23 protein-coding genes are annotated in these 26,888 nt (G+C 67.8%); 12 read left to right on the plus strand and 11 right to left on the minus strand.

Annotation, left to right across the window (positions count from 1 at the left end):
* Positions 1 to 6 precede the first annotated feature (6 nt).
* From ITJ66_RS17925 to ITJ66_RS17940, 4 genes are all read right to left on the minus strand, one after another.
* Positions 7 to 825 carry a class I SAM-dependent methyltransferase gene (locus tag ITJ66_RS17925; RefSeq protein ID WP_194645498.1) on the minus strand — a complete coding sequence of 273 codons (819 nt, stop codon included), beginning with the start codon at positions 823 to 825 and terminating at the stop codon, positions 7 to 9.
* 99 nt (positions 826 to 924) lie between these two features.
* On the minus strand, positions 925 to 2,061 hold the full coding sequence (locus ITJ66_RS17930; protein ID WP_194645499.1) for a glycosyltransferase family 1 protein: 1,137 nt from the start codon (positions 2,059 to 2,061) through the stop codon (positions 925 to 927).
* Positions 2,058 to 2,909 carry a dTDP-4-dehydrorhamnose reductase gene (gene rfbD / locus ITJ66_RS17935; RefSeq protein ID WP_228501982.1) on the minus strand — a complete coding sequence of 284 codons (852 nt, stop codon included), beginning with the start codon at positions 2,907 to 2,909 and terminating at the stop codon, positions 2,058 to 2,060. The genes ITJ66_RS17930 and rfbD overlap by 4 nt, the downstream gene beginning before the upstream one ends.
* Positions 2,906 to 3,499, minus strand: a complete 594-nt coding sequence (locus ITJ66_RS17940) for a GtrA family protein (RefSeq protein WP_137243399.1) — start codon at positions 3,497 to 3,499, stop codon at positions 2,906 to 2,908. Before ITJ66_RS17940 ends, rfbD begins: the two co-directional genes overlap by 4 nt.
* Before the next feature lie 103 nt (positions 3,500 to 3,602).
* Here ITJ66_RS17940 and ITJ66_RS17945 point away from each other — a divergent pair, with 103 nt between their 5' ends.
* Positions 3,603 to 4,205 (plus strand): dTDP-4-dehydrorhamnose 3,5-epimerase family protein, encoded by a 603-nt coding sequence (locus ITJ66_RS17945; protein ID WP_137243398.1) that lies wholly within the window; start codon positions 3,603 to 3,605, stop codon positions 4,203 to 4,205.
* Between the two features lie 87 nt (positions 4,206 to 4,292).
* Here the strand turns inward: ITJ66_RS17945 and ITJ66_RS17950 are convergent, their stop codons facing one another.
* The gene (locus tag ITJ66_RS17950; protein ID WP_194645500.1) at positions 4,293 to 5,819 is read right to left on the minus strand and encodes a glycosyltransferase; all 1,527 of its coding nucleotides are present in this window, start codon (positions 5,817 to 5,819) and stop codon (positions 4,293 to 4,295) included.
* The gene (locus tag ITJ66_RS17955; RefSeq protein ID WP_194645501.1) at positions 5,816 to 6,088 is read right to left on the minus strand and encodes a hypothetical protein; all 273 of its coding nucleotides are present in this window, start codon (positions 6,086 to 6,088) and stop codon (positions 5,816 to 5,818) included. Before ITJ66_RS17955 ends, ITJ66_RS17950 begins: the two co-directional genes overlap by 4 nt.
* A gap of 160 nt (positions 6,089 to 6,248) precedes the next feature.
* Here ITJ66_RS17955 and rfbA point away from each other — a divergent pair, with 160 nt between their 5' ends.
* On the plus strand, positions 6,249 to 7,118 hold the full coding sequence (gene rfbA / locus ITJ66_RS17960; protein ID WP_137243395.1) for a glucose-1-phosphate thymidylyltransferase RfbA: 870 nt from the start codon (positions 6,249 to 6,251) through the stop codon (positions 7,116 to 7,118).
* A 28-nt stretch (positions 7,119 to 7,146) separates the two neighbouring features.
* Here rfbA and ITJ66_RS17965 read toward each other — a convergent pair whose 3' ends face one another.
* Positions 7,147 to 8,118: a lysylphosphatidylglycerol synthase transmembrane domain-containing protein gene (locus tag ITJ66_RS17965; RefSeq protein ID WP_194645502.1), complete on the minus strand. Its 972-nt coding sequence runs from the start codon at positions 8,116 to 8,118 to the stop codon at positions 7,147 to 7,149.
* Between the two features lie 46 nt (positions 8,119 to 8,164).
* Here ITJ66_RS17965 and ITJ66_RS17970 point away from each other — a divergent pair, with 46 nt between their 5' ends.
* Positions 8,165 to 9,376, plus strand: coding sequence for a glycosyltransferase (locus ITJ66_RS17970; protein ID WP_194645503.1), 1,212 nt, complete (start codon positions 8,165 to 8,167; stop codon positions 9,374 to 9,376).
* On the opposite strand, the gene ITJ66_RS17975 is transcribed toward ITJ66_RS17970, so the two are convergent.
* On the minus strand, positions 9,364 to 10,305 hold the full coding sequence (locus ITJ66_RS17975) for a glycosyltransferase family 2 protein (protein ID WP_137243392.1): 942 nt from the start codon (positions 10,303 to 10,305) through the stop codon (positions 9,364 to 9,366). The genes ITJ66_RS17970 and ITJ66_RS17975 overlap by 13 nt on opposite strands.
* Before the next feature lie 165 nt (positions 10,306 to 10,470).
* On the opposite strand from ITJ66_RS17975, the gene ITJ66_RS17980 reads away from it, so the two are divergent.
* Positions 10,471 to 13,302, plus strand: a complete 2,832-nt coding sequence (locus ITJ66_RS17980) for a hypothetical protein (protein ID WP_194645504.1) — start codon at positions 10,471 to 10,473, stop codon at positions 13,300 to 13,302.
* Between the two features lie 47 nt (positions 13,303 to 13,349).
* Here ITJ66_RS17980 and ITJ66_RS17985 read toward each other — a convergent pair whose 3' ends face one another.
* Together ITJ66_RS17985 and ITJ66_RS17990 are read right to left on the minus strand one after the other, a co-directional pair.
* Positions 13,350 to 14,090 carry an ABC transporter ATP-binding protein gene (locus ITJ66_RS17985; protein ID WP_137243390.1) on the minus strand — a complete coding sequence of 247 codons (741 nt, stop codon included), beginning with the start codon at positions 14,088 to 14,090 and terminating at the stop codon, positions 13,350 to 13,352.
* A complete protein-coding gene (locus ITJ66_RS17990) occupies positions 14,087 to 14,926 on the minus strand; it encodes an ABC transporter permease (protein ID WP_137243389.1) in 840 nt (279 codons plus the stop codon). The genes ITJ66_RS17985 and ITJ66_RS17990 overlap by 4 nt, the downstream gene beginning before the upstream one ends.
* A 109-nt stretch (positions 14,927 to 15,035) precedes the next feature.
* On the opposite strand from ITJ66_RS17990, the gene ITJ66_RS17995 reads away from it, so the two are divergent.
* The 8 genes from ITJ66_RS17995 (at position 15,036) to ITJ66_RS18030 (ending at position 24,920) form a co-directional block, all read left to right on the plus strand.
* The gene (locus ITJ66_RS17995; protein WP_137243388.1) at positions 15,036 to 15,971 is read left to right on the plus strand and encodes a class I SAM-dependent methyltransferase; all 936 of its coding nucleotides are present in this window, start codon (positions 15,036 to 15,038) and stop codon (positions 15,969 to 15,971) included.
* Positions 15,972 to 16,071: 100 nt separating this feature from the next.
* Positions 16,072 to 16,332, plus strand: a complete 261-nt coding sequence (locus tag ITJ66_RS18000; RefSeq protein ID WP_194645505.1) for a hypothetical protein — start codon at positions 16,072 to 16,074, stop codon at positions 16,330 to 16,332.
* A gap of 3 nt (positions 16,333 to 16,335) precedes the next feature.
* Entirely contained in the window at positions 16,336 to 17,787 is a 1,452-nt protein-coding gene (locus ITJ66_RS20275) for a glycosyltransferase (RefSeq protein ID WP_137243386.1), read from the plus strand.
* A gap of 17 nt (positions 17,788 to 17,804) precedes the next feature.
* Positions 17,805 to 19,043 carry a glycosyltransferase family 4 protein gene (locus tag ITJ66_RS18010; protein ID WP_137243385.1) on the plus strand — a complete coding sequence of 413 codons (1,239 nt, stop codon included), beginning with the start codon at positions 17,805 to 17,807 and terminating at the stop codon, positions 19,041 to 19,043.
* Entirely contained in the window at positions 19,036 to 19,962 is a 927-nt protein-coding gene (locus ITJ66_RS18015) for an NAD-dependent epimerase/dehydratase family protein (protein ID WP_137243384.1), read from the plus strand. The genes ITJ66_RS18010 and ITJ66_RS18015 overlap by 8 nt, the downstream gene beginning before the upstream one ends.
* Positions 19,963 to 20,114: 152 nt before the next feature.
* Positions 20,115 to 20,561: a hypothetical protein gene (locus ITJ66_RS18020; RefSeq protein ID WP_137243383.1), complete on the plus strand. Its 447-nt coding sequence runs from the start codon at positions 20,115 to 20,117 to the stop codon at positions 20,559 to 20,561.
* A complete protein-coding gene (locus ITJ66_RS18025) occupies positions 20,558 to 22,837 on the plus strand; it encodes a hypothetical protein (protein ID WP_194645506.1) in 2,280 nt (759 codons plus the stop codon). The genes ITJ66_RS18020 and ITJ66_RS18025 overlap by 4 nt, the downstream gene beginning before the upstream one ends.
* 85 nt (positions 22,838 to 22,922) lie before the next feature.
* Entirely contained in the window at positions 22,923 to 24,920 is a 1,998-nt protein-coding gene (locus tag ITJ66_RS18030) for a hypothetical protein (RefSeq protein ID WP_137243381.1), read from the plus strand.
* An 85-nt stretch (positions 24,921 to 25,005) separates the two neighbouring features.
* Here the strand turns inward: ITJ66_RS18030 and ITJ66_RS18035 are convergent, their stop codons facing one another.
* Positions 25,006 to 26,643, minus strand: coding sequence for a DUF2142 domain-containing protein (locus ITJ66_RS18035; protein ID WP_194645507.1), 1,638 nt, complete (start codon positions 26,641 to 26,643; stop codon positions 25,006 to 25,008).
* Between the last annotated feature and the right edge of the window lie 245 nt (positions 26,644 to 26,888).

The raw sequence follows: 26,888 nt of genomic DNA on the forward strand, positions 1-26,888 counted from the left end.
AAGGGCTCAGCGCACGGTCGCGATGATCTCACCGTGCGGAACGGCGAACCATCCGTCGTCCGCGTCGACCCAGTCCCGCCATGCCGTCGAGATGCGTTCGAGGTCGGCGTCGTCCGCGATCCCGGTCTCCAGCGCCTGGGTCGCGAAACTGGAGGTCTGCGCCCGCTCCGACCACGCGCCGCCCCACCACTCGCGGTCCACCGGGGATTCGAACGACCAGACGCTCGCCGTGCTGCGCACGTCCGCCAGCCCGGCTTCCATCGCCCACGACTTGAGCCGGCTACCGGCATCCGGTTCACCGCCGTTCGCCCTGGCGAGCTCCTGGTAGACCTCCATCCACCGGCTGAGGCCGGGGGACAGCGGGTACCAGACCGCCCCGCCATAGACGATCTCGCGGAGGGCGATGATGCCGCCCGGTCGGACCACCCGCCGCAGTTCGCGGATCACGGCGACCGGGTCGGCCACATGCTGGAGGAGCTGGTGGACGTGTGCGACGTCGACGCTGTCGTCGGGGAGGTCGAGTGCGTAGGCGTCACCGACGGTGAAGCTGACGTTCCCGACGCCGGCGGCGGCCGCGCGGGCTCGGGCGTCGGCGGTGACCTCGTCCGAGGCGTCGACGCCGACGACCGTGCCTGGCGCCACGAGGCGGGCGAGGTCGAGCGTGATCGTGCCTGGTCCGCTGCCGAGGTCCAGGACCTGGAGGCCTGCGTGCAGATGGGGGAGCAGGTGCGCTGCGGAGTTCTCGGCGGTGCGCCAGGAATGGGTGCGCAGGACACTGGGGTGGTGGCCGAGCGTGTAGCGCTCGCGAGCGGTCGAAGAGGTCACTCATCCACCCTACGAGTGTCGGATCGGTCGTCCGTCCACGTTACGAACGGGCTGGTTCAGCGGCGTGAACCGACGCTGATCGTCATCGTCCCGACCGGCTCAGATCTCCGCGTGCAGCTGCCAGACGCGTTCAGCGGAGTCTCGCCAGCTGAAGGCCTGCTCGCGGTCCATGCCGAGGATGCGCAGGCGTGAGAGGCGCTCGCTGTCGCCGATGACGTCGTTGATGGTCGCGATGAGGCGATCGGCGTACCCCTTGGCTCCGGACTCGACCACGACGCCGGCTCCGCCGCCGACCTCGATGAGCGCCGGCACGTCGGAGTGGATGACGGGCGTGCCGAAGCGGAACGCCTCGACGAGTGGGAGCCCGAACCCTTCGGCGAGACTCGGGTAGACGAAGGCGGTCGCGCGGTCGAGGACGACGGCGAGGTCGGCGTCGTCGAGGAACCCGAGTGCACGCACCCGCCCCTCCGGCAGACCGGCCTCATCGGCCACCTGCGCGAGCGTGACGTCGCCCCAGCTGTCGGTGCCGACGATCAGCAGCGGGAGGTCGGGGGCGCCGGGGCGGCCGAGGCCGGTGATGAGCTCCGTGATGCCGCGACGGGGGTCGAGTGAACCGACGGACACGAGGTACTCGGACGGGAGGTCGAGCGTCCGTGCGCGGCCGTCGGCGTCGGTCGGGATGCTGAGCGTGGTCGCGGCGGCACCCCCGATGACGCGGACGCGGTCGCCGAGATCGACGATGTCGCGCAGCTCGTCGGCGACCGCGTGCGTCGGGACCACGATGGCGTCCGCGTGCTTCCTCGCCCGCTTGACCATCGCCTTCTGCCAGGCCACCGACATCGGCGTCAGTGACGAGGGGTGCGACCAGGCGAGCGTGTCGTGGATGGTGACGACGATCTGGTTGCCGTCGTTGATGCGGTCATGGCGGTTGAGCGGCGCGAGCAGGCCCGGGGCGTGCACCATGCCGTTCGCCGTCCCGGGCGCCACGATGCCGAGCTGCCAGGCGGCACTGAGCTCGCGTCGCGGCAGCGTGGTGCGATGCAGCGCCGCCAGCCCGGGGAGCTTTGACTCCAGGAGGTCGATCTTCTCCTTCGGCACCGCCGAGACGATGCCTTCGACGTCGCATCCCGCCGGGGCGCTCGCGATGAGCTCCCGGGTGAGTTCCTCGGAGTAGCGACCGACCCCACCGGCGACCGGTGCGACGATCTGGTCGACGACGACGCGGAGGGTGGTCACGGTGCCGTGACGACGCCGTGCTGCGTCGCTGCCTCGAAGGCCTCCTGCCAGTCACGCATCGGCGCGAGGCCGGCGGTGGCCCATGCATCGTGGCCGAGCACCGAGTAGGCGGGGCGCGGCGCGGGGCGGACGAACGCCGAGCTGTCGGTGGGGGAGACCCGTGCCGGGTCGGCGCCGACCGCCTCGAAGACCGCCTGGGCGAACTCGTACCAGGAGGCCTGCCCGGCGTTGGTGCCGTGGTAGACCCCGGCAGGAGCGTCGGCGTCGAGCAACGCGACGATCTGCGCGGCGAGGTCCGCGGTCCACGTCGGCTGGCCGAGCTGGTCGGTGACGACGGCCGGGTCGACGCCGTTCACAGCCAGCTTCGCCATGGTGGCGGCGAAGTTCGGTCCGTTCTTGCCGTAGAGCCAGGCCGTCCGGACGATGTAGCCGCCGTTCGGGTGCTCGGCGAGGACGGCGCGCTCCCCGTCGGCCTTCGTGCGGCCGTACGCGCTGATCGGGGCCAGCGGGTGGTCTTCCTGGTACGGCGAGGTGGCGGAGCCGTCGAAGACGTAGTCGGTGGACACCTGGACGAGCTTCGCACCGGCCTCCCGGGCGGCGACCGCGAGGTTGCGAGCGCCGATGGCGTTCACGGCGGCTGCGTCGGCCTCGTGCGATTCGGCGTCGTCGACCTTCGTGTAGGCGGCCGCGTTGATGACGGCGGTGTGACCCGCGACAGCGGCGCGGACGGCCTCGAGGTCGGTCACGTCGAGCTCCGCGCGACCGAGGGCGGTGACCTCGCGACCCGTCAGGGCCTCCTGCAGGTCGTGGCCGAGCATGCCGGAAGCGCCGGTGATCAGGTACGTCAAGATAGGGGTCCTCTCGGGAGTGGCCCGTTCATCGTACCCGGCTCGGTCGGGGAGGTCGCTGACCGGGTGGCGTCGGTCGGTGGCTCCTCGAACAGGGTCCGCTGTGCCTCCTCCACCCGAGCCAGGTTGGCCAGGCCGTCCGCCCGGTGGTGTCCGTAGACCCAGAAGCGGTAGAGGAAGAAGCGGAACAGGGTTCCGAGGCCCAGCCCGATCACGTTCGACGCGATGTTGTCGGCGAGCAGCGAGGTGAAGCCGAGCACGTAGTGGCTGACGTAGAGGCAGCCGACGGCGATGGCCATGCCGCCCAGGGAGACGATCACGTACTCGCCGAGCTCCAGGACGAAGTTCTTCCGACGGTGCTCGCGGAAGGTCCAGTACCGGTTGCCGATCCAGTTGAAGACGATCGCGACCGAGACGCTGATGACCTTGGCGCCGATGGGGGACTGCGCGAGGTGGTCATGCCCGAAGACGCCGACCCGCAGCAGGTTGAACACGAGGACGTCGAGGCCGAAGCCGATGAGTCCGACGACGCCGAACTTCACCGCGTACGCGGCGACGCCGTCCCAGAGTCGGCGGAGCAGGGGGATCATGGCGGGCCGTTCTGTGCGTGGACACTCGATTATGCCTGAGGCGACCGGGAACAGGACCGCGGCGTCCCGCCGCTGGGCGCATCCGTCTTGGTAGACTCCCCGGGTGCAGATCCGCGAACTGAACGTCCCCGACAGCTATGAGATCACGCCGAAGCAGTTCGGTGACGACCGAGGCGTGTTCCTCGAGTGGTACCGCTTCGACAAGCTCGAAGAGGCCTCCGGCCGGTCCATCAAGCTCGCCCAGTCGAACACCTCGGTGTCGAAGCGCGGTTCGGTCCGGGGCATCCACTTCGCGGACATCCCGATCGGGCAGGCGAAGTACGTCACGGCCACGCGCGGTGCCGTCCTCGACTACGTCATCGACATCCGCGTGGGCTCACCGACCTTCGGCCAGTGGGACTCGGTGTTGCTCGACGACACCGACCGCAAGGCCATCTTCATCTCCGAGGGCCTCGGTCACTGCTTCGTGGCGCTCACCGACGACGCCACGGTCAGCTACCTGGTGACCGACGTCTACCGTCCTGACCGTGAGCACGGCATCAACCCGCTCGACGAGCGGGTCGGTCTCGTCATCCCGCCGGAGGCCGGCACCCCGCTGCTCTCGCCGAAGGACACCGAGGCCCCCGGCCTCGACGAGGCGGCCGCCGCCGGCCTCCTGCCGACCTGGGATGACGCCCGGGCGTTCTACGCGACACTGCGCGGCTGAGTCCATGCGCGGCTGACGTCCTGCACAGGTGAACGGCCCTGCGTCCCTGAGAGCGACAGCTGCAGGCCGTTCCCGCACAGCCCGTCGCTACGGGATGTACGGGTCGTCGGTCGGCTCGCCCCAACGGGCGAACAGTCCTGCGGCGTGCTCGTCGGCGGTGTCGGCGTCCTCGGGCCTTCGGTCGACGACGGCTTCCGCTGACGCCGACCACAACACACGTCGCCCGAGCCACGCGAACTTCCGACCGAGGTCGAGGTCCGCGATCTCGCCGCGCAAGCCCTCGTTCCAACCGCCGACGGATTCGAATCCGAACCGATCGACCGCGACGAGCATCGCGGAGACGGCGCTCACCTCACGATCCACGACGAGTGCGTTGGCCTCTCCGGCGGCATCGGCGGCCCGGCCTGAGTACGGCCGGCGGTAGTCACCCCGGGCGTATCTGAATCCGGCATGCAAGATGTGCCCTGACGTGTCCAGCAAGCGAGCACCCACCGCGCCGACGTCCGGCTGCGACAGCGGTCCGGTGAGGTTGGCCAGGGAGTCGACCGCGACCGATTCGATCCGAGTGTCGACGAACACGACCACGTCTGCAGTGCTGTGGGAGAACCCGATGTTCCGTGCGGCGGAGGAGGAATCGGACGGCGCGGGCACGAACACCCGACGTGACGTCGGGGTCTCTTCGAAGCGCTGGAGCGTGGCCTCCGACACGGCGGGGGCATGGACGACGACGAGTTCGACATCGGTCTCGACCCCGGTGGTCAGGGCGACGACGGCGTCGGTTGCTCGCTGTGCCTCCGTGTCGTCGTCGATGCACAGCACCAGGGAGACCGCGGTGGGCAGCGACCACGCGATGCGATAGGTGCCCGGGAGGCGGCCAGGCTCGGCCACCCCGGCGAGACGTCGGCGACCGACCGCCTCGGACACGGCGCGCAGCCCGGCGTCCCAGGCGTAGTCCTTCTCGCGGACGTCGATCGCGGTCGAGCCGGCGGTCGCTCGCCAGTGGTAGAGGACCTCGCCGAGGTGCACGATGCTTCGCGCACGCTCGGTGACGCGCAGGATCGCGTCGTGGTCCTGCGAGCCGTCGTAGTCGGAGCGGAACCCTCCCACCTCGCGGAGGAGCGCGGTTCGGATGATGGACACATGCGAGGTGTACATCTGGGACAGGAGTCGAGCCGGCGACCACCTGGGCTTGGCGAAGGCCCCGGAGAGTCCGCCCTCATCATCGATCTTGTCCTCGTCTGAATAGAGGTAGTCGACCGCCTCGTCCGCGGCGATGGCAGCTGCCGCTACGGCGAGGACGGCGGGGGAGAGGGTGTCGTCGTGGTCGACGAGCACGACGAACGTCCCGGCGGCCGCTTCCAGGCCGGTGTTCGTCGCCGCAGAGATGCGTCCGTTGGTCGACCGGCGGACGACGGTGATACGCGGATCGAGGTCCTGGATCACGGTGAGCGCCTCGATGGTCGCGGCGGACGTCGAGCAGTCGTCGACGAGCAGGAGTTGCCAATCACCCGAATGCTGCGCGAGCACGGAGTCCACCATCTCCCGGAGCTGAGCGGGGTCCGTGTCGAAGACCGGCGTGACGATCGAGAAGAGCGGAGCGTCAGCCGGGCTCACCGACGTCGCCTCCGAACACGGTCGATCGGGCTGAGGAGCGCGTCCCCGACTCGCCAGCGCGTGGATCCGGTGAATTCGGCGACGAGACGCTCGACGTCTGCGGCGTGGGCGCGCTGCTCAGCCGCGAGCGCGTCCTGCAATTCAGCGATCGTCAGTTCGGCTCGCGCACGCTCGGCGCGGGCCCCTACGAGGGCGTCGTTCGCCTGGATTAGGCGGTGCCGGACGTCGGGTTCGGATGTGTGCGGTGGTGGTGCGGCGTCTTCGGTCACGTCGGCATCTCCTCCAGTGGTCGGCGCCGCCCCAGACTACCCGACAGGCCCTGAGAGCCGGTTCCTGCGATAATGGCACGTCGAGCGAACGCGCGGGCACCGATCAGGGCTCGTCCGACGCACGGACCGACTGCATCGAGCGAAGGAAGTACAGACAACTATGCGCGGCATCATTCTCGCCGGTGGATCCGGCACGCGGCTGTGGCCGATCACCAAGGGCATCTCGAAGCAGCTGATGCCGATCTACGACAAGCCGATGATCTACTACCCCCTGTCGACGCTGATGATGGCGGGCATCAAGGAGATCCTCATCATCACGACGCCCGAGTACAACGAGCAGTTCCGCGCGCTGCTCGGCGACGGCTCCGATCTGGGCATCCGGCTCGAGTACGCCGTGCAGCCGTCGCCCGACGGTCTGGCGCAGGCGTTCATCATCGGTGAGGAGTTCATCGGCGACGAGAGCGTCGCACTCGTCCTCGGCGACAACATCTTCCACGGCACGGGCCTCGGCTCCGCGCTGCGCAACCACAACAGCATCGACGGCGCGCTCATCTTCGCGTACCAGGTCGCCGACCCCAAGGCATACGGTGTGGTGGAGTTCGACGACGACTTCAAGGCGCTCTCCATCGAGGAGAAGCCCGCGCAGCCGAAGAGCAACTACGCCGTTCCCGGCCTCTACTTCTACGACAACTCCATCGTGGAGATCGCGAAGACGATCGAGCCGTCGGCCCGTGGCGAGCTGGAGATCTCGACCGTCAACGAGCGTTACCTCGAGCAGGGCGACCTCCAGGTCCAGGTCCTCGACCGTGGTACTGCGTGGCTCGACACCGGGACCTTCGAGTCGATGATGCAGGCATCCGAGTACGTCCGGGTCATCGAAGACCGCCAGGGTTTCAAGGTCGGCTGCATCGAGGAGATCGCCTGGCGCGCCGGCTGGATCGACGACGAACAGCTCGCGGCTCTCGCCACCCCGCTCGTGAAGAGCGGCTACGGGCGGTACCTGCAGACGCTGCTGGCACAGCAGGCCTGACCCACCACCTCCCGAGCCCGGCTCGCGCTCAGCGCGGGTCGGGCTCTTGCGTGCTGTGGGCGGAGCGGCTTCCCGGCGGCTGAGGATCGACGGCGACGACGCGCACGTGTCCGCGTACGACCGCATAGCCGCAGACCGCGACATCGACGACGATGAGCACGAAACGGCTCACGAGGACGATCCCGAGGATCGACGACGCCGTCACGGTGTTCGCGAGGACGAGGGCGAGGATCGCCTCCCGGACGCCGGCGCCGGCCGGGGCGATGACCGCGAGGAATCCGACGACCCAGGCCAGAGCGTACCCGCAGATCGCGGGCAGGATCGCCGCGACGTCCAGGGTGCCGAGCGCCGACACGATGCACCAGAGGTGCAGACCGAAGGCGGCCCAGCTCGCCAGCGACCAGCCGACGGCGGACAGCAGCGGCAGGGTGCGGAGCTCGGGCAGCTCGTCCCGTCGCTTCATGACGGTGAACATCCAGCCGAGCACGCGTCGCATCACGGGCGGCAGGAGGGCGACGACGCCGATCACCACGAGCACGACGAGCACCCACGCGTACTCACGCAGGGCCGGGAACCCGAAGAGCGCGCCGACGGCGAGTGTCGAGCCGGTGACGAGGCTCACGCCGAGCTGAGCGGTCAGCGTGACGACGGTCGTCGCCGTCGGGAGTCCGGCGCGTCGTCCGAGCTGACTGCCCGCGACGATCGGCCAGACGCCGCCGGGGATGTACTTACCGATCTGTGAGACGAAGACCACGTACCCGGCGTCGCGGACGGAGATGCGGTGCCCGAACGCGATGACGATGGCGCGCCAGGCGAGCATCGACAGTGCTACCCCGGTGAATCCGGCAGCACCGGATGCGACGATCCACAACGGGTCCATCTGCGACACGCTCGCGCTGAACGACGCCCAGTTGGCGACGACCGTCCACGCGATGCACGCGATGACGACGACGGCGAAGCCCACCTGGATGGGCTTCCTATACTTGGTGAGGATCTTCATGGGAAGTGCCCATTATCCCGGAGCGATGCAGGAACGGAGTCTTCGGATGGCGCGACCGCGACTGCTCGTCCTCGCCTCGACCTGGCCCGCGGTCCCGGAAGACGGTACGCCGTCGTTCGTGCGCGACCTCGCGCTGCAGGAGGCGTCCGACTTCGAGGTGCTCGCCCTCGTCCCGCGCGTCCCCGGCTCGGCGGCCCGAGAACATGACGGACCCCTTCGCGTCCTGCGCTACCGCTTCTTCCCGAAACGATGGGAGGACCTCGCCGACGGCGCGATCCTCGAGAACCTCCGCAGGCGTCGGAGCCGCTGGCTGCAACTGCCGTTCTTCCTCCTCGGCCAGACGATCGCCACCGCCCGTGCCGTGCGCTCCTTCCGGCCTGACGTCATCCATGTGCACTGGATCATCCCGCAGGGCATCGTCGCGAGGCTCGTCGCCCCCGGTGTGCCGAAGCTGCTCACCTCGCCGGGTGGCGACCTCTACGCCCTCGACTCGCCACTCATGCGGCGCGTCAAGCGCTGGGTGCTGGGGGAGGCCGACCGCGTCACCGTCATGAACCGGGACATGATGCAGCGGGCGATCACCCTCGGCGTCGCGCCGGACCACGTGCAGGTGCTCCCGATGGGTACGAGGGTGGGCACGACGACCGACCTCGAGACCGCTGAAGCGGTCCGAGACCGGACGGGACCGCCCCGCGTCTTCTTCGTCGGGCGACTCGTCGAGAAGAAGGGTGTCCACGTCTTGATCGAGGCCCTGCGGCTCCTCCCGTCCCGACTCGACTGGACCGCCGAGATCGGCGGGGACGGTCCGCTCCGCGCAGCGCTGGAGGCACAGGCGGCGGGCCTCCCCATCGGGTTCCTGGGGCAGCTCGATCGTCCGGCGCTCGACGCCGCGTTCCGTCGCTCCGACATCGTCGTCTTCCCATCGGTGCTGTCCACCTCGGGCGATCAGGACGGCCTCCCTGTCGCGATCCTCGACGCGTTCGCGGCAGGTGCCTGCGTCGTCGTCTCGGACCTGCCCGGGTTGAACGAGGCGGTCGACGACGGCTCGAGCGGTGTGATCGTGCCATCGGACGACGCTGCGGCGCTCACTGCGGCGATCGAACGGCTCCTGGACGACCCCGCGCGCCGATCCCGGCTCCAGGCGGGCGCGCTCGCCCGCGCGGACGACTATTCACTCGAGACGGCGGGGGAACTGTACTCGGCGCTCCTGCACGACATCCTCGCCGCGCGGGAGGCCGCCGGTCGTCAGTCGCCGTAGCGCTGCAATTTGAGGTAGTCGAGCGTCTCCTCGTTCAAGGTCCGGTTGATCCGCGTGAGGTCGGCGACCACGCCGATTGCGAACGAGAGCAGGGAGCCCATGAGCAGTGTGGCACCGACGAGGAGCGACTGCAGATGGTCTCCGCCATCGTCCACCCACAGGAGCACGGCGTACCGCACGAACGGTGTCAGGCCGGCGAGTGCGAGCACGAGCCCGAGGCCGGCGAAGACCACGTACGGGCGGTACATCAGGTAGGCCCGGGTGATCGCCACCCCGGACTGGTACATGTGCTCGCCGATGCTCCGGAACAGCCGTGACTCCCGGGTCTTCGGATTGGTCGTCACGGGGATGCTGGTGATCGCCAGTCGCTTGTAGCCTGCCTGGATGATCGTCTCCATGCAGTAGCTGAACCGGGTCACGACGTTCAACCGGATGAGCGAGGTCTTCGAGTAGGCGCGGAAGCCGCTGGCCGCGTCGGGCAGGTCGGTTCCTGCGGCGACGTTCACGACGCGGCTGCCGAGACGCTGCATGATCTTCTTGAAGGGCGAGAAATGCTCGATCAGGGCCGTCTGTCGGTCTGCGACGACGATGTCGGCCTCACCACGGAGAATCGGCTGGACGAGGTCGCCGATGCGGTCCTGCGGATACTGGTTGTCGCCGTCCGTGTTGACGACGATGTCGGCGCCGTGGAGCAGCGCGTAGTCGACGCCGTCCTTGAACGACTGCGCGAGTCCGCGGTTGCGGGTGTGCCGCACGATGTGTTCGACGCCATGGGCTCGAGCGACCTCGACGGTGCGGTCCGTCGAACCGTCGTCGATGACGAGGATCTCGATGCGGTCGACGCCCTCGATGACCTTCGGAATCGAGGCGAGGACGAGCGGAAGCGTCGTCTCCTCGTTCAGACAGGGGATCTGGACGAAGACGATCATGGCTGCCTTTCAATGGAGCGGACGTTCCAGTATCCCCGATCCGAACGACCGGTCCGGCCCGCTGCACCCGTCCGGTACCGCGCACGATTCAGTCCCGTGGGGGTTGTCGGGGATAATCGTTCAGGACCCGGGGACGGGCCCACCCCCTGATTTGCGAGGATCCGCGTGTTCACAGCCCTGCGCCGAACCACTCCTCGTGCGTCGCGTCCCCTGCCCTGGCCGGGTGGCATCTGGATATCCATCGTCGCCTGGGCGGCTCTGGTGACGTTCGCGTTGTTGAGCGTCGGCCCACCACTCCTCGGTATGGGGACCTTCCTCGGAACGGATCTGCTGCAGAACGCGGCGCCGTGGCAGTCAGCGTTAGGACCGACCAGACCAGTCGTCAACGCGCTCGTCGGCGACACCGTCGACACCGTCGTCCCGCAGACCTGGGCGATCGTCGACATGCTCCGAGCGGGCACCTCTCCGGCGTGGAACCCGTGGGTCGGCGGCGGCACGGAACTCGGAGGGCTGCCGAACTCCGGCCTCTACTCGCCGCTCTCGGTGGCGTGGTGGGTGCTGCCGTTGAGCGCGGCTCCCGGGGTGACGAAGCTGTTGGAGATCGTCGCGGTGACGATCGGTATGTCGCTGTTCCTCCGCCGACTGCGGCTGCCCGACCCGGCCTGGGCTCTCGCGAGCCTCGTCTTCGTCTCCTCCGGCTTCATGGTGTCTTGGACCAACTGGCAGCACACGAGGGTCGCCGCGGTCATCCCGCTGCTGTTCTGGGCGCTCGATCGAGCGGCCGTCCGGCGCCGTCTGGTCGACGTCGTGCCGGTGGCGATCGTCGTGGGCGTCATGCTGCTCGGTGGTTTCCCGGCGGTCACGGCTTACGCGCTGTACGCCGGTGCCGTGTGGGTGGTCTTCCGCGCCATCACGACCGGACGCTCGTTCGGCCGTGTGGTCGGGGCAGGAGCCGTGTGCGCCGCCGGTGTCGTCCTCGGCGTGGCGCTCTGCGCCTGGACCATGGTCCCCTTCGCCATCAACGCGACGAGCGTGCTCGACTTCTCCGTCCGAGCCCAGAGCTCCACCGACTCCCTGCAGCTCATCGACCTGGTGTCGGCGTTCGTGCCGGAGATCATCGGCGACGTGTCCATCCCGACCGCCTACGGCTCAGGGTCACCGATCGAGCGCCTGTCCTACGTGGGAATCGTCGCGATGTTGCTGATCGCGTCGCGGTTCCTGCTCCGACGATCGTCCGTGGCCATGCCAGGCGCCCGCTTCCAGATCATCGCGCTCGCGGTCTGCGTCGTCCTGGTCTACATCGGCGGACCGGCGCTCGCCGCCGCCCAGGAGCTTCCGGTCTTCTCGAACAACCCGATCGGGCGGCTCCGCGTGCTGGTCGGATTCTTCTCGGCGACGCTCGCCGCGGCAGGATTCGCAGCGCTCATCGCCGAGGCCCGGCCACCACGTGACGTGCTCGAGCTCCCGGCTGCACGCGGTGCGCTCGACGGCCGCCAGCTCACCCTGCGCATCCTCACGGCGCTCGCGATCCTCGGTCTCATGGCGTCGCTCACCGCGACCGCGATGGACGAGGTCCCGGCGTGGGCCGAGGGTGGGATCATCGCGGCGATCTGGACGACGGCCGGCTTCGGTGCCGCGGGCCTCGCCCTGATCCTGCTGGGGCGGTTCGCCAAGCCGTCCGTCGTCAGGGCCGCTGCGGTCGGCCTCCTGCCACTCCTCGTCCTCATCCCCGCGCTCGACCTCGTGGACCACTGGTGGGGCTGGTCGGACGAGTCGACCCTCTATCCCGCGACGGAGACGACGGACTATCTAGCGCAGCATCTCGGCGAACAGCGATTCGCCAACACCGACGCGGTCCTGTTGCCGGGGGCCAACACGATCTACGGGCTGCGCTCCGTCGGTGGGCACGCCTACCAGACGGCCCAGTGGCAGGATCTGCTCCGCGAGGTCGACCCGAATACGATGATCTCGCCGACCTATTCGACGTTCCTGTCGAGCATCGCCGCGATCAACATCGCATCGCCGGTACTCGACCGCCTGGGTGTGTCCTACATGCTCTTCGATCCCAACGCGCCGGCGCCGGGGGTGTTCCAGGGCGTCGATCGATCGAGCGAGACCGTCGAGCTCGGCGACGGGCCCGTGCGCTCGACGGTCAGGACCGGCCCCGTCCGGACGATCGGGTTCGCGATCGACGGCGACGCGTCGATCGGCGACGGCGCGGAACTGACGGCGGACATCGTCGACGAGGTCTCCGGAGACGTCCTCGCCTCGACGACGACCTGGTACCGTTCCCTCTCCGGGGAGCGCAACGTCACCCTTGCCGGTGAGCCCATCCCGGCCGGCACCGCCTGGCACGCCGAGATCCGTTTGTCGAGCGGCTCGGCACAGGTCTTCGCGGCGGTGGACGATCCCGCGGCAGCGGCCGTCGCGCTGACGCTCCCGGCCGAAGACGGGGCGCGGATCGTGCAGACCGGGGAGGCGACGATCATCGAGCGCACCAATGCGCTCCCACGAGTCCGATGGGCCGACAGCGCCATCGTGGAGACCGACGCGGACCGGAGGCTGAGCCTTCTCGCCGAGGGCGCGATCCCACCGACGACCGTCCTGCTGGAACGTGACGAGGACCTGGAGACGGCCGTTCCGGCGGAGGAGGACGTGGGGTCCTCCGCCACCGTCGACCTCGCCCCGACCGAGGACGATCCTGCGGCGGTGTCCGCGCGGACGACCTCGGATCGTGCAGGATGGCTCGTCATCGACGACTCGCTCCGCCGTCCGGGCTGGTCGGCCACGATCGACGGTGAGCCGGCGGCGCTCGTGCCGGCGGAGCACGCCGGAGCAGCGGTGCGCGTCCCCGCAGGCACCCACGACGTGCGTGTGCAATACACCGTCCCCGGCCTCGAGACCGGGACCCTCGTCTCGCTCGCGGCGCTCGGTGTCACCGTGCTGCTCATCGCCGCCGAGCTGCTGATCGCCCGGCGCCACCAGAGACGACGCTGAGCGCCGCCCGAGGGGGCGACGCTCAGCGGATGAAACCTGAGAGCCGACTACGGCTGGTGCGGGTAAGAGCTCTCGTAGGCGGCGATGACCGGATCGATCTCGCCCACCAGCTCGAGGTGACCCTTGTTGATCCAGGCGGCGTGGTCGCACATCGTCTTCACGGAGCCCATCGAGTGGGACACGAGGATCACGGTCTTGCCGGCGGCCTTGAAGTCTTCGAACTTCTGGAAGCACTTCTGCTGGAACTCGGCGTCACCGACGGCGAGCACCTCATCGACGACCAGGATGTCGGGGTCGACGTTGATGGCGACGGCGAACCCGAGCCGCACGTACATGCCTGAGGAGTAGTTCTTCACCGGCTGGTCGATGAACTGCTCGACGCCGGAGAAGTCGACGATCTCGTCGAACTTGCGCTGGATCTCCTTGCGGCTCATGCCGAGGATCGATCCGTTGAGGAAGACGTTCTCGCGACCCGAGAGCTCGGGATGGAATCCGGAACCGACCTCGAGGAGCGCTGCGACCTTGCCGTTCGCGGTGATCGTGCCCGTCTCCGGGTACAGGATCTTCGCGAGGCACTTCAGCAGGGTCGACTTGCCGGACCCGTTGCTCCCGATCAACCCGAAGGTCGACCCCGTCGGCACATCGAACGTGATGTCGCGAAGCGCCCAGAAGTCCTCGTGGACGGACACCTTCCGTCGCATGATGGCGGACTTGATGCTCTGATTGCGCTCGTGATAGAGGCGGAACTTCTTGCTCACGTCCTGGACGTGGACCGCGATCTCACTCATAGGATCTCCGCCAGTCTCTTCTCTTTCCGGGTGAACACGAGGAAGCCGGCGACCAGGGCGACGAGCGCCCAGGCGAGGCACGCCAGGACATCGGCGGGGTCGGGCCAGCGTTGGTCGTACATGAGGTTCCGGAAGACCTGCACGAAGTGGAACATCGGGTTGGACTCGTAGATGTCCATCACGGTGATCGGGGTGCCCAGCAGGCCGCCGACCTTGTCCGACTGCACGCCCACGAGCGACGCAGGGTAGATGATCGGGGTGAGGTACATCCAGATCTGCAGCAGGATCGAGATCAAGTGCTGCGTGTCGCGGAAGTAGACGTTCGCGATGGCCAGCAGCATGCCGACGCCCACTGCGAAGGCGGCGAGAACCACCATGAACACAGCGACGAGCGGAAGCCAGACGATGACGCCCCAGCCACCGACGGCGCAGAGGACGATGACGAGGACCGCCATCTCGAACAACCAGTTGTAGCCGGTCGTCAGGACCGCTGAGACCGGGAGCACGACGCGAGGGAAGTACACCTTGGTGATCAGTCCGGCGCCGCCGACGATGGAGCTCATGCTCGCGGACAGCGCCCCGGAGAAGAAGGACCAGGGGAGCAGCCCGCACAACAGCCAGACGGCGAAGATGTGGAGTCCGCTCGGGTCACCGGCGGCAGGCTCCGCGCGCAACAGGAAGTAGAAGACGAAGGAGTAGACCAGCATCGACGAGAGTGGACTGACGAGCGACCACAGGCGTCCGAGGATGGTCCGCTTGTACTGACCGCGGATGTCTCGGAGAGTGAGATTCGCCAGGAGTTCCCTGGCGGATGCCAGTTCCCTGAGATACTGCATTGAGCCTCGATTGTGCGTTCGGGAGTGCTTCGACGTGAACCACGTCAATCTACCGTAGCTTTCCTGAAGATCACGCCGACGTTCCGACCTCATCCGTACAAGGAGCCCCATGACCCTCGATGACCGAGCATCTGCACGCCGAGAAGACCCGGTGGTCGGGTCCGCCTGGATCAGCCACGCCTCCTATTGGATGCCTCGACACATCGTGCAGTCGGCCTGGCTCGAGCACGCGCCGTTCGCCTTCTGGATGATCGACGCGCTCCGGCCCTCCAGCTACGTCGAGCTCGGCACGCACAACGGCTTCTCCTTCTTCACCGCCTGCGACGCCGTGACCCGGCTCGGTCTCGACACCGCGTGCTCGGCACTCGACAGCTGGGAGGGCGACGACCAGGCGGGCTTCTACGGCGAGGACGTCTACCAGTCGGTCCTCGCGATCCGTGACGCGGAGTACCCGCGGATCGCGACCCTGCTCCGCGGGTACTTCAGCGACAGCGTCGACCGGATCCCGGACGGCTCGGTCGACCTCCTCCACATCGACGGGCGCCACGGGTACGAGGACGCGCTCGAGGATTGGACGGCGTACGCTCCCAAGCTCTCAGCGCGCGGCGTCGTCATGTTCCACGACACCTTCGAGTTCGATCGCGGCTTCGGCGTGCACCGCTTGTGGGCGGAGCTCGCTGCGCAGTTCCCGGAGCGGAGCTTCCAGTTCGAGCACGGCCACGGCCTCGGGGTCATCGGCGTGGGTGCCGATCTCCCGGCGCCGGTCGTGGAGTTCTTCCAGGCGGCGCAGTCCGACGGGCCGCAGATCGAGAGCGACTACCACTGGCTCGGCAAGCAGGTGTCCGCGCACTACGAGCGCGATCTCGACTACCGGAACCAGTTGCACCTCGCGGAGGTCGAGCGTGCCTCGCTCCGCGCGGAGGCCGAGGCCGCCGATGCGAGCCGAGCCGTCGCGGTCGGCGAGCTCGACGCCATTCGCACGAGCACCTCGTGGCGACTCACCTCGCCGCTGCGCAAAGCAGTCGGCGTCCTCCGGCGACGCTGAGGGGTGCGCCGGATTCCTGAACGTCGCCCCCGAGCTGGCCTCGGAGCCCGGTGCTACACTCGACCAGTTCATCCGGCAGACGCAGAGCGAGGCCCTTTCCATGTCAGCTGACCGTCCGACTCCTGAACAGATCGCTGCGGACCGGCGCGTTCTCGAGCTCATCGACCGCGTCCTCGGGCTCGAGGCCGAGCTCGCGAGGGTCTCCGTCTACAACAACCCCGGTCGCGAGCAGTTCGAGGCGCTCGAGCGTGAGAACGCAGGCCTCAGGCAGCAGCTGGAAGCCGTCCACGGCACGCGGACCTGGAAAGCCGGCAGGGCCGTCCTGGCGCCACTGCGGGTCGTCTCCCGGACCCGGGCCTGATCCGTGGCGGTCACCCACACGGACGCCGCACCGTTCGGCCTCACCTTCATCCTGTCCGGCCTCACCGCTGCTGACGCCGAGTCGTTCCGCTCCTCGGTCGGTACTCGGGCCGAGGTGGCGACGGTCGTCGACGGCGACATCGACGCCCTGAACGCTGCCGTGCAGGCTGCGCCGACCCCGTACGTGTCGGTCCTCTCCCGTCCCGGGATCCTCGTCGACGGCGCCCTCGACACGATCCGGACGTTCATCGACGAGCATCCCGACACCGAGGTGCTCTACACCGACGAGGCGGTCGTCCTGCCGGACGGATCCCTTGATCCGGTCCTCAAGCCTGAGCCGGCCGCAGAACGCCTGCGCAACCAGTACTTCTGGGGAGACCTGGTGCTCGTGCGTCGTGAGACGCTCGAGCGGCTCGGCGGGTTCGGCATCGGGTACGCCGGTGCCCACGCATACGAGTTCGCGCTACGTGCCACCCGAGGCGACGCGGTCATCGGCCACCTCGCCGCGACGGCGTTCGTCCCGAGCGGAGCAGGAGCGCTCGGCGACTTCGGCGTGGAAGCGGCAGAGGGCGTCCGGCGCGCGCTCGAAGAGCACCTGGCCGCCACTGGTGGCGGCTCCGTGCTCGAGATCGGCACCGACGGCGTCCACCACACGGTCCGCGCCGTCCAGGGCGAACCGCTCGTGTCGATCGTGATCCCCACTCGCGGCCAGTACCTTCCCGGTTCCACGCGGAGCTACCTCGTCGACGCGATCGAGAGCATCGTCGAGCGGAGCACGTACGAGCGCTACGAGTTCGTCGTCGTGATCGACGACGTCGCGGACGCGGGCGTCGTCGAGCGCATCACCGAGACCGCGGGGTCGCGTCTGCACCTGGTCCCGTGGACGGAGTCGTTCAACTTCTCGGGGAAGATCAACCTCGGGGTCCTGTCGTCGATCGGCGAGTACGTGCTCATCCTCAACGACGACGTCTCGGTGATCACCCCGAACTGGATCGAGGATCTGCTCGCGCTGGCGCAGCTGCCGAACGCCGGGATGTCCGGCTGCATGCTGTATTACGAGGACGACACCATCCAGCACGCCGGTCACCACTACTGGCGCGGCGACACCATCCATGTCGGGATGCAGCTGCCCCGCGGCACCGCGGGCCCCACGAACGGCTACCGGGTCGAGCGCGAGGTCGTCGGCATTACCGCGGCCTGTGCCATGATGCCGCGCTCCGTCTACCTCGAGGTCGGTGGGATGACCACCCTGCTCCCCGGCGCCTTCAACGACGTCGACCTGTGCCTGAAGGTGCTCGAGCAGGGCTACGACATCCTGTGGACGCCCCATGCAGAGCTCTACCACTACGAATCGAAGACCCGCGACGCGCGGGTCCGCCACTACGAAGTGCAGACCGCCTGGGGGCGCTGGGAGCACAAGATGCACCAGCCCGGGTTCTGGCCGTACCCTGTCTAGGTGACAGAGAGAGAATTATGAGATCCTTCCTTCGGAAAGTCAGCGTCGCCCTCGATGTCCTCAAGAACGACGGACCGCGCCACTTCTGGCGACGGGTCCAGATGAACCTCCGGGCGCGCGTCGCCGGAAAGACGATCTACCTCCCCGTCAAGGTGTCCGACGCGATCGCGGTCGACTGGACGAAGCCGGGTCCGCAGCTGCAGAACCCTGTCGTCGTCACCGACCGGAAGTCGCACATTGCATGGATCATGTCGCCGCCCAGCGCGACGAGCGGCGGGCACCAGAACCTCTTCCGCTTCATCGACTTCGCGGAGCGCGCCGGACACACGTGCAGCGTCCACTTCTACAACAGCATCGGCGTGGTGGTCGACCTCAAGGACATGCGTCGGATGCTCGACCAGTCGCCGGCCTACCCGGTCCTGAAGGCTGACTTCCACAACTACGACCCTGAGCTCGGTGTCGGTCCCGGCATCGACGCGCTCTTCGCGACCGGTTGGGAAACCGCGTACCCCGCGTTCACCGACGCCAGCGACGCACGTCGCTTCTACTTCGTGCAGGACTTCGAACCGGCGTTCTACGCTGCGGGCACGGAGGCGATCCTCGCCGAGAACACCTACCACTTCGGGTTCCACGGCATCACCGCCGGCGGCTGGCTCTCCAAGAAGCTGCACGACGAGTACGGCATGCCGACGGACCACTTCGACTTCTCCGTCGAGCGCAAGCACTATTCCGTCACGAACACGGGGCCGCGCAAGGAGATCTTCTTCTACGCACGGCCGGTCACTCCGCGTCGCGCGTTCGAACTCGGTGTCCTGGCGCTCGCCGAGTTCGCGAAGCAGCGTCCCGAGTACACGATCAACATGGCCGGATGGGACGTCTCCGACTGGGACATCCCTTTCCCGTACGAGAACCTGTCCGGACTCGAGATCTCCGAACTCAACCCGATCTACAACCGGTGCGCTGCAGGCCTGGTGCTGTCGCTCTCGAACATGTCGTTGCTCCCGCTCGAGCTCATCGCCGCCGGTGTGGCGCCGGTGGTGAACGATGCTCCCAACAATCGGCTCGTCTCCGACAACCCCTACATCGAGTACGTGCTCCCGGCGCCCGGCGCGATCGCGGACCGTCTCGTCGAGGTGGTCGATCGTCCGGACGCCGCCGAACGCTCGGTCGCGATGTCCGAATCGTTGGAGCACACCACCTGGGCCGACAGCGGCCGCCAGTTCGTCGAGGCGTTCGAACGGGCCATGCGTGGCTAGAGCACTCGTCATCGGGGCGAACGGTTTCATCGGATCCCATCTGGTGGACGCCCTGGTGGCCGACGGACACGAGGTCGCCGCATTCGACCGTTTCAGCGGTGGCAGCGAGCCGAGCTTCAGCAGTTCGGGTGTGGAGGTCATCCGTGGTGAGTTCCTGAGTCGCACGGACCTCGACAGCGCGGTACGAGGTCGCGACCACGTCTTCCACTTCCTTTCGACCACGAACCCGGCTACCGCCGAGGCTGATCCCACGCTCGACATCCGGACGAACGTGGCCCAGACCGTCGAGCTGCTCGAGTCGAGTTCGGCAGCCGGCGTCGGACACTTCTACTTCGCCTCGACCGGCGGGGCGATCTACGGTCCGCAGGGCAAGGCGAGCTACGCCGAGAACGACCGGGCGCTCCCGGTCTCGCCGTACGGCATCGGCAAGCTCACGATCGAGCACTACCTGCACTACTTCCGCACCATGCACGGCCTCGACTCCACGAGCTTCCGGATATCCAACCCGTACGGCACGCGGCAGCACCCCCACAAGAAGCAGGGACTGATCCCCATCGCGCTCCGCCAGGTGGTCAACGGCGAGACGACGGTGCGGTTGGGTGACGGATCGATGGTCCGCGACTACATCTACGTGACGGACGCCGTCCGGATGATCACCAATGTGGTCGGACGTGATCGCGAACACGACCTCTACAACATCGGCAGCGGGCGGGGGTACTCGGTGAACGAGGTCTTCGAATCGCTCCGCCGCGTCACCGGAATCGACTTCGCCATCGAGGATCGGCCTGCGCCGGCGACCTTCGTCGATCGGGTGGTGCTCGACGTGGCCCGCTACGTGGCCGAGTTCGGTGAACCCCCGACGATCGCGCTCGACGACGGCGTCAGGGCGACCTATGAGGAGCTCGAGCGTTCCGCCTGAGGAAGCCAGCACCTGTTCGCTGGATTCTCCCTCAGCCACGCCGATAACCTCATGTGTCGCATTGACCTCACAGGTACCGCTACCCTGAACGGGGGTAACCGCCCTGCGAGATGATCGGGGAGACGATGGCGGCTGGACGAAGGACCGTCGTAGTGCGTGTGGCCGTGGTCGCCGCCGTGCTCGGTCTCCTCAGTGGATGCACCGACCCGGGAACGGGCCCGAAGCCATCCGGAAGCGCCACGAGCATCGCACCAGGGGTCACCCCGCCGCCGGAGAAGACCGAGACGCCCAGCCCCGTGACCGCCGATGCGGTCGTCAGTTACGTCGGCGTCGACGTCGACGGGGTCAACGTGTCCGCAGGCGGTTACATCCAGGGCGTCCTCGAGAACGGTGGCGCGTGCACGTTCACCTTCACCGGCACGGCCGCGCCCGTCGCGGTGTCCAGCGAGGGTGTCGCCGACTCCAGCACCACGTCCTGCGGGACCGTCCAGGTCCCGCTCGCCCAGCTCCCGTCCGGCACCTGGTCGGTCGTCCTCAGTTATTCATCCGATTCGATCGACACCCTGGTCTCGACCGCTCTCACCGTGGAGGTGCCATGAGGCGCTTGCGTTTTCCCGCGATCCTTGCCGCGATCGCCCTGATCGCCGGCGTCTTGACCATCGCCCCCGTCGCCGCACCGAGCGCTTCCGCCGCTGACGGCCGGGACTTCCAGGCGGGGAACATCATCAGCGACTCGCTGTTCTACGACGGCGGCACCATGAACGCCGGCGAGGTGCAGAACTTCCTCAACGCAGCGCGGCCCGGATGTCGAGCTGGGTACACCTGTCTCAAAGACTTCGCCGAGGCCACGGCCAGCCGAGCCGCCGTCGCCGGTCGCTGCGCGGCGTATGCGGGTTCCGGGCGCGAGTCTGCTGCGAGCATCATCGCGAAGGTGGGTGCGGCCTGCGGAATCAGTCAAAAGGTCCTCATCGTGATGCTGGAGAAGGAGCAGAGTCTCATCACCGACGACTGGCCGAGCGCGCGTCAGTACCGTTCAGCGATGGGCTACGGCTGCCCCGACACCGCCGACTGCGATACCAACTACTACGGGTTCTTCAACCAGGTCTACGCGGCCGCGCTGCAGTTCAAGAACTATCAGGCCAACCCGACGCGTTGGAATCACGTGCCGGGCCGGATCAACGCGGTTCGATACAACCCGAACGCTGCGTGCGGCTCGAGCTCGGTGTTCATCCAGAACTACGCGACGGCCGGACTGTACAACTACACGCCGTATCAGCCGAACGCGTCGGCTCTCGCCAACCTCTACGGCTCGGGCGACGGCTGCGGCGCCTACGGCAACCGCAACTTCTGGCGGCTCTACACCGACTGGTTCGGCTCCACCACGGGCGGTAGCAGCCTCGTGAAGTCGGCGGCTTCCGCCGCGATCTACCTGGTCGCAGGCGACCAGAAGTACTACGTTCCCGACCAGGCGACGCTCTCCGCCTTCGCCTCCCTCGGCGGCGTCGCGACCGTGTCGCAGGCCTACCTCGACCGCTACACGACGGTTGGGAACGCGACACGCATCGTCCGAGCACCGAGTGGGGCGATCTACCTCGTCGACGCCGGACTCAGGGTCGGCTTCACGAGTTGTGAGATGGTGCTCGATTACGGCGGGTCCTGCACGACAGCCGGATACACCCAGCTCACCGATGCACAGATCGCCCTGTTCGTGGAACCGGCGGCCAGGGTGACGCCGGTGTACGCCACCACGGCAGGCGCCCGGTACTACGTCACTCGTGGTACCAAGCGCGAGATCGTCGATGCGACCGCGCAGGCTCTCGCCGGCATCCCCGCCGACCTGATCGTCCTGACCGAGGCCGGAGTCGCGAACCTCGCGGACGGAGCGCCGATCCTGCGCGACTCGATCTATCTGGGCAGCCGCGGAACGGGTGGGTACTCGTTCGTCTCGGGCGCCACGAAGTACCCGGTGCAGGGAAACGCAACGGTTTCGCTCGGACTCCCCGCGAAGTCGGGCAGCGCGCTCTGGCCTCGGAACTACGATCGGGTCGTCACCGGCGGGACGTTCCCGGGTGCCGTCGCGGCGCCGGGTGGGGCCGCTCAGGTGCTGAGCACGGATGGGCGCTATGCGTGGAGTGTCGGAACTCCGATCGCGACCGTGCCCGCCTCGCAGGACTTCGTGAACAGCTACCCTGCGCTGGGGACCATCGGAGAGGGCAGCACCGTGACCGGCAACACCGGCGCCGTGTACCTGGTCGCCGACGGCATACTCCGGCCGTTCGCGTCGTGGTTGGCCTTGATCTCGACGCAGAACACCACGTCGCCGTCGTGGATCAGCGTCGCGCCGAACGTCCTCGGCCAGGTACCGCAGGGCAACCCGGTGCTGGCGCCGGGAACCCTCGTCCGCTCGCCTGAGAGCGCAGCGGTCTTCCTGATCGACGGCACGAAGACCAAGGTGCCCGTGTCCAGCTTCGAGTACACCAACGCGATCGGTATCTCGGGTGTCGACTTCATCCCACAGGCACAGCTCGACGCCTACGCCACTTCGCCGAACCTCCAGTACGGCGTGACGTGCAATGGCGTGGACTACGTCTCGGCGGGTGGCAGGATGCACAAGCTGACGCCCGAACTCAAGGCGCTCTACCCGGCAGTCACCTACGTGACCTTGTCCGCGATCAACTGTCAGCCTCGCCCCATCGGGAACGATGCCGGCAGGTTCATGCGGACGCCGAACGGCACGATCTACTATCTGGATGCCGGGACGAAGCGACCGATCTCCTCGATGGCCCGCTTCGCGGAGTTGGGCGGGACCTCGTCCAACTACCTCGACGTGAACTACCCGTTCGCCGGGCTGTTCGCCGACGGTCCAGTCGCGTGAGGGGCGGGCGACGAGCCTGTCGCCCGCCCCAGCCGTGGTCAGCGGGTACGCTGGACAGGCCATGACTCCTTCAGTACCTCGTTCCATGTCAGCGCGTATCCGGAGATCATGGGAGCCGGATGTCGACGGCCTGCCCAACCTCCGCGTCCTCGTCATCCCGCTCGTCGCGCTGGCGGTCATCTTCCTCGGTCTCGTCGCTGGGGGCATCACCGGGAGCTCCTCCGGCATCCTGAACGCTTCGTACAACTCGAAGCCGGACCCCAACCTCCTCGCCGGGACGCCGCAGGCCATTCGCAGTGACGAGTGGGGGGTCAACAACTCGTGGGTGATCTCGCAGGTCGAGCAAGGTCTTCCGACCGAGAACCACAACTTCCCGGGCGGCACGGACGTCACGGTGCTGCAGGACCTGCCGAGCCACGACTGGTCAGTCGCGTTCCGACCGCATCTCCTCGGGTTCTCCTTCCTGCCCCTCGACAACGCCATGGCGGTGAAGTGGTGGCTCCCTGCCCTCGCGCTCGTCGCCGGGTGTTACTTCTTCCTGGTGACGCTGCTTCCACGCAGACCCGTCACGGCCGGGCTGGTATCGGTCGGCTTCTTCTTCTCGCCGTTCTTCCAGTGGTGGTTCGGGCCGAACACCTTTTGGCCGGCAGCTTGGGCGTTCCTGCTGATGGGGGCCACGATCTGGCTCCTGCGAACTCGGCGGCGCCTACCCAAGGTCATCCTGCCGGTACTCGTCGGGTACGTGGCGGTGACCGTCGGCATGACGGTCTACGTTCCCTTCATCCTTCCGGTGACCCTCGTTGCGCTGGCGTTCTGCGTCGGAGCGGTGCTCACCAGAGACACGACCGTCACCATCGGCGTGTGGCGCCGTCTCGCCTCGTTGCGAGGGATCTTCATCGGCGGAGTCGGCGCGGCCCTCGTACTCGCGGCGTGGATTGTCACACGCCTGGACACCATCCGAGGCTTCACCTCGACGGTCTACCCGGGTGCTCGGCTGGAACCCACCGGCGCGGCCGGCGGTCAAGGTCTCCTGGCTCTCTTCGGCGGGCCGTTCTCGCGCGGGCTCGGACCTGCAGAGGGGCAGCCCCTCGGCGCGAACGCGTCCGAGGCCTCGACGTTCGTGCTGGCGGGACTGTTCCTCGCGATTCCGCTGCTCTGGGGCCTGGTCGATCGCCACCGGCGGCGTCTCCCCGTCGACTGGATGACGCTCCTCCTGCTTGCGCTGACCGCCCTGCTCATGGCCTACCTGTTCGTGCCGGGGTGGGATGCGATCGCCCACCTGCTGATGCTCGATCGGGTCCCGTCGCAGCGCATGCGGTTCGCGTTCGGCATGCTGTCTGTCGTGCTGATCGGTTTGACGGTGCTTCGCGCCGACGAACGGCGCTCCAGCGGTCATGCGCGATTCCCCCGCTGGACCGCGGCGATCGCGGGTGCGCTCTGCCTCGGTGCATCCGGTGTCGTTGCGGCATACCTCGTGCCGCTGCACACGCCGCTGACATCGAGTTGGTTCTGGATCGCGGCGGTGCTCGCCACGACCGTGGCCGTCGTCCTGATCGCGGTGCGTCTGCCGGCTCTCGGGTCCGCCGCGCTCCTGCTGGTCATGCTCGGTGTGGGAGGCGGGGTGAACCCCGTCTATGCCGGGGTCTACGACCTGAACGAGACGACGCTCGTGAAGACGATGCAGCAGATCGACGCGGAGCGACCCGGCTATTGGGTCGGTGCAGGAAACACGCCGCTCCTCGGGATCACCCTCCTTCAATCGGGCTTACCGTCCTACAACGGCGTGCAGGGTGCTCCGTCTGAGCAGATGTGGAAACAGATCGACCCGACCGGGGAGCGTGAGCGAGCCTGGAACCGCCTCGCGAACATCGCTTGGGGTGTCGGCGACGGACCACCCGACCCGTTCAATCCCAGCGAGGACCAGATCCGGATGATCTTCGACTCCTGCTATTCGTTCGCCCAGCAGCACGTGAGCTACGTGTTGTCGGAGTTCGACATCCAGCAGCCATGCGTCGAGCGATTGAAGACCGTTCGACAGGGACCGTCGACCTTCTTCATCTACTCGGTCGTGCCAGCGAGCTGACACCGGCGAGGACGACACGTCAACGCGATCCCACGGGACAGAGCCGGTTCGTCAGGATCCGGAGCGACCGCGTCGGCCGGGCTCGTCAACCGGACGTGTCCGTGCGCACGACAGGGGAGGGCTCCAAGCGCTCGATCTCCGCGGTCTCAAGGCGCTCGGCGGGAGTCACCAGCTGGTCGTCACGGGTGATCTCCGCGCCTGCTGAGCGGACGAAGACGCGTCTGAGCAACACCACCGTGAGGACCGAATCGACCAGGAAGATGATGGCCAGCGTCTTCCAGCCGAACGGCGGCTCCCAGCCGTCAGTGAAGACCATGTCCGACAAGCTGCCGTTCGCGCCGACGATGTACCGGCGCAGGACCATGACGAACGCCAGAAGATGGCCGAGGAAGAGGAACGCGTAGGCGCCGGTGACGAAGTGGCGAACCCGGCCGTCTGCACCGAGACCGGCGTCGTCGAGGGCGACACCGGCGGCGATGAGGAGGCAGATGAAGATGGCGAGCATGTAGCGGCCCTGCCAGATGAACCCGTGCTGCGCATAGACGGCCACCTGGGTGATGCCGGGGACCAGGATGCAGACGGCGAGCAACACCCAGATCGCCCACTTCGTGCTCCGTTTGCCCCAGAGCAGGGCGACGGCCACGAGCAGGGTGATACAGCTCGTCCAGGCGGCGATCGTCAGCGATGGAGCGCTCGTGTCGACCCAGCCGAACACGCCGACCATCCCGAACAGGAAATCGACGGTCTGGAGCTCGGTGAACAGGAACACGAACGCGAGGCTCACCGGGCTGACCGCGGAGGGAGGCGTCTGCGCGGCGAGGGTCGGCGGGTTCAGGTACCAGAGCACCGAGGCGATCCCGACGACCCCGAGCGCGAGGACGAGCGCCCATGCGATCGGCGTGCGGAACAGACGCAGGATCCGGTCGCGCTCGCCGAGCAGCATGGCGACGAGGGCGATCACGAGCAACCAGAGCAGCGAGATGCTCCTCGTGCTGATCAGGAATGACGCGGTGAGCAGCGCGAAGCCGGCTTGCTCGACGAGGCGGCGGCCGACCTGCCGCCCTCGGAACGTGGCGAGCAGGGTGGCGAAGAGCCCACCGGCGGCCGCGACCTCGAGACCGTTGGGGTTGATCGACCCCGCGAGGTAGACGACCATCGGGGTGACCGCGATTGCTGCTCCCGCGACCGCCCATCGGAATCGGGGGAGCAGGGTCAACTGCATGAACATGATCCCCAGTGCCATCGCGCAGAGGACCGCGCCGGCGATCCGCATGCCGAAGAAGGCGGCGTCGCCGGTGAGGAACAATGACGGCCAGCCGGCGAGTACGTAGAAGACGGGACTGTTGAGCCCTGCGGACGTGCCGGTCGTGACGAGCGTCTGGTCGGTGTTGCGGACCGGGAGCTGACAGTCGGCGGTGACCTCGGGTTTGAATGCGAAACAGACGAGGTCGTGAGCGTTCGCGATGTTCTCGGGGACGGTCGCGGCCGTCAGGGTCGGGTTTCCGGCCCAGGGGCCGGGTACAAGTTCTCCGCGGGCCACAGCTGCCGCCTTGATCGCGTGGGACGGTTCATCCGGGACCGAGCCGATCGGAGAGGCCAGCGCCCAGAGCATGCTCGGCACGAGGACGGCGATGAATGCGACCAGGAAGGTGAGCCAGCGACGCTGCTCCCAACGGTGCGTCGTCTCCATCGAGGTCGGGGACGAGGTGAGGGGCGAGGCCATGGAGGTCCGGTCCAATCGGTGGCGAGCGAACGGCGGCGCCGTCCGCGCGCGGAATCGCAGCCGTCAGTCATCCTACCGTCGGCATGCCTGGGCGGCCGGTGACCGGAGGGCGGTTCGCGAGGCCCGCCCCGGACACGGCGAGCCCGAAGCCGTCTCGGGGTCCGTACGGCCCTCGGGCGACTGGTAACCGCCGACCGTCTTGTACGATCGGAGGGCCATGCTCCGAGATGAAGGGACGACCTCAT

The sequence above is a fragment of the Plantibacter sp. VKM Ac-2885 genome (genome assembly GCF_015351205.1).
In the GTDB taxonomy this organism is placed as follows: domain Bacteria; phylum Actinomycetota; class Actinomycetes; order Actinomycetales; family Microbacteriaceae; genus Plantibacter; species Plantibacter auratus.

Excerpts from the sequence above, each read along its gene's own strand:
- ITJ66_RS18000 (WP_194645505.1), top strand. The coding sequence starts at position 16,072 with ATGTCAGCTGACCGTCCGACTCCTGAACAGATCGCTGCGGACCGGCGC.
- ITJ66_RS18025 (WP_194645506.1), top strand. The coding sequence starts at position 20,558 with ATGAGGCGCTTGCGTTTTCCCGCGATCCTTGCCGCGATCGCCCTGATC.
- rfbA (WP_137243395.1), top strand. The coding sequence starts at position 6,249 with ATGCGCGGCATCATTCTCGCCGGTGGATCCGGCACGCGGCTGTGGCCG.
- ITJ66_RS17995 (WP_137243388.1), top strand. The coding sequence starts at position 15,036 with ATGACCCTCGATGACCGAGCATCTGCACGCCGAGAAGACCCGGTGGTC.
- ITJ66_RS18035 (WP_194645507.1), bottom strand. The coding sequence starts at position 26,643 with ATGGCCTCGCCCCTCACCTCGTCCCCGACCTCGATGGAGACGACGCAC.
- ITJ66_RS17965 (WP_194645502.1), bottom strand. The coding sequence starts at position 8,118 with ATGAAGATCCTCACCAAGTATAGGAAGCCCATCCAGGTGGGCTTCGCC.
- ITJ66_RS18010 (WP_137243385.1), top strand. The coding sequence starts at position 17,805 with ATGAGATCCTTCCTTCGGAAAGTCAGCGTCGCCCTCGATGTCCTCAAG.
- ITJ66_RS17985 (WP_137243390.1), bottom strand. The coding sequence starts at position 14,090 with ATGAGTGAGATCGCGGTCCACGTCCAGGACGTGAGCAAGAAGTTCCGC.
- ITJ66_RS17990 (WP_137243389.1), bottom strand. The coding sequence starts at position 14,926 with ATGCAGTATCTCAGGGAACTGGCATCCGCCAGGGAACTCCTGGCGAAT.
- ITJ66_RS17975 (WP_137243392.1), bottom strand. The coding sequence starts at position 10,305 with ATGATCGTCTTCGTCCAGATCCCCTGTCTGAACGAGGAGACGACGCTT.
- ITJ66_RS17940 (WP_137243399.1), bottom strand. The coding sequence starts at position 3,499 with ATGATCCCCCTGCTCCGCCGACTCTGGGACGGCGTCGCCGCGTACGCG.
- ITJ66_RS18030 (WP_137243381.1), top strand. The coding sequence starts at position 22,923 with ATGTCAGCGCGTATCCGGAGATCATGGGAGCCGGATGTCGACGGCCTG.
- ITJ66_RS17970 (WP_194645503.1), top strand. The coding sequence starts at position 8,165 with ATGGCGCGACCGCGACTGCTCGTCCTCGCCTCGACCTGGCCCGCGGTC.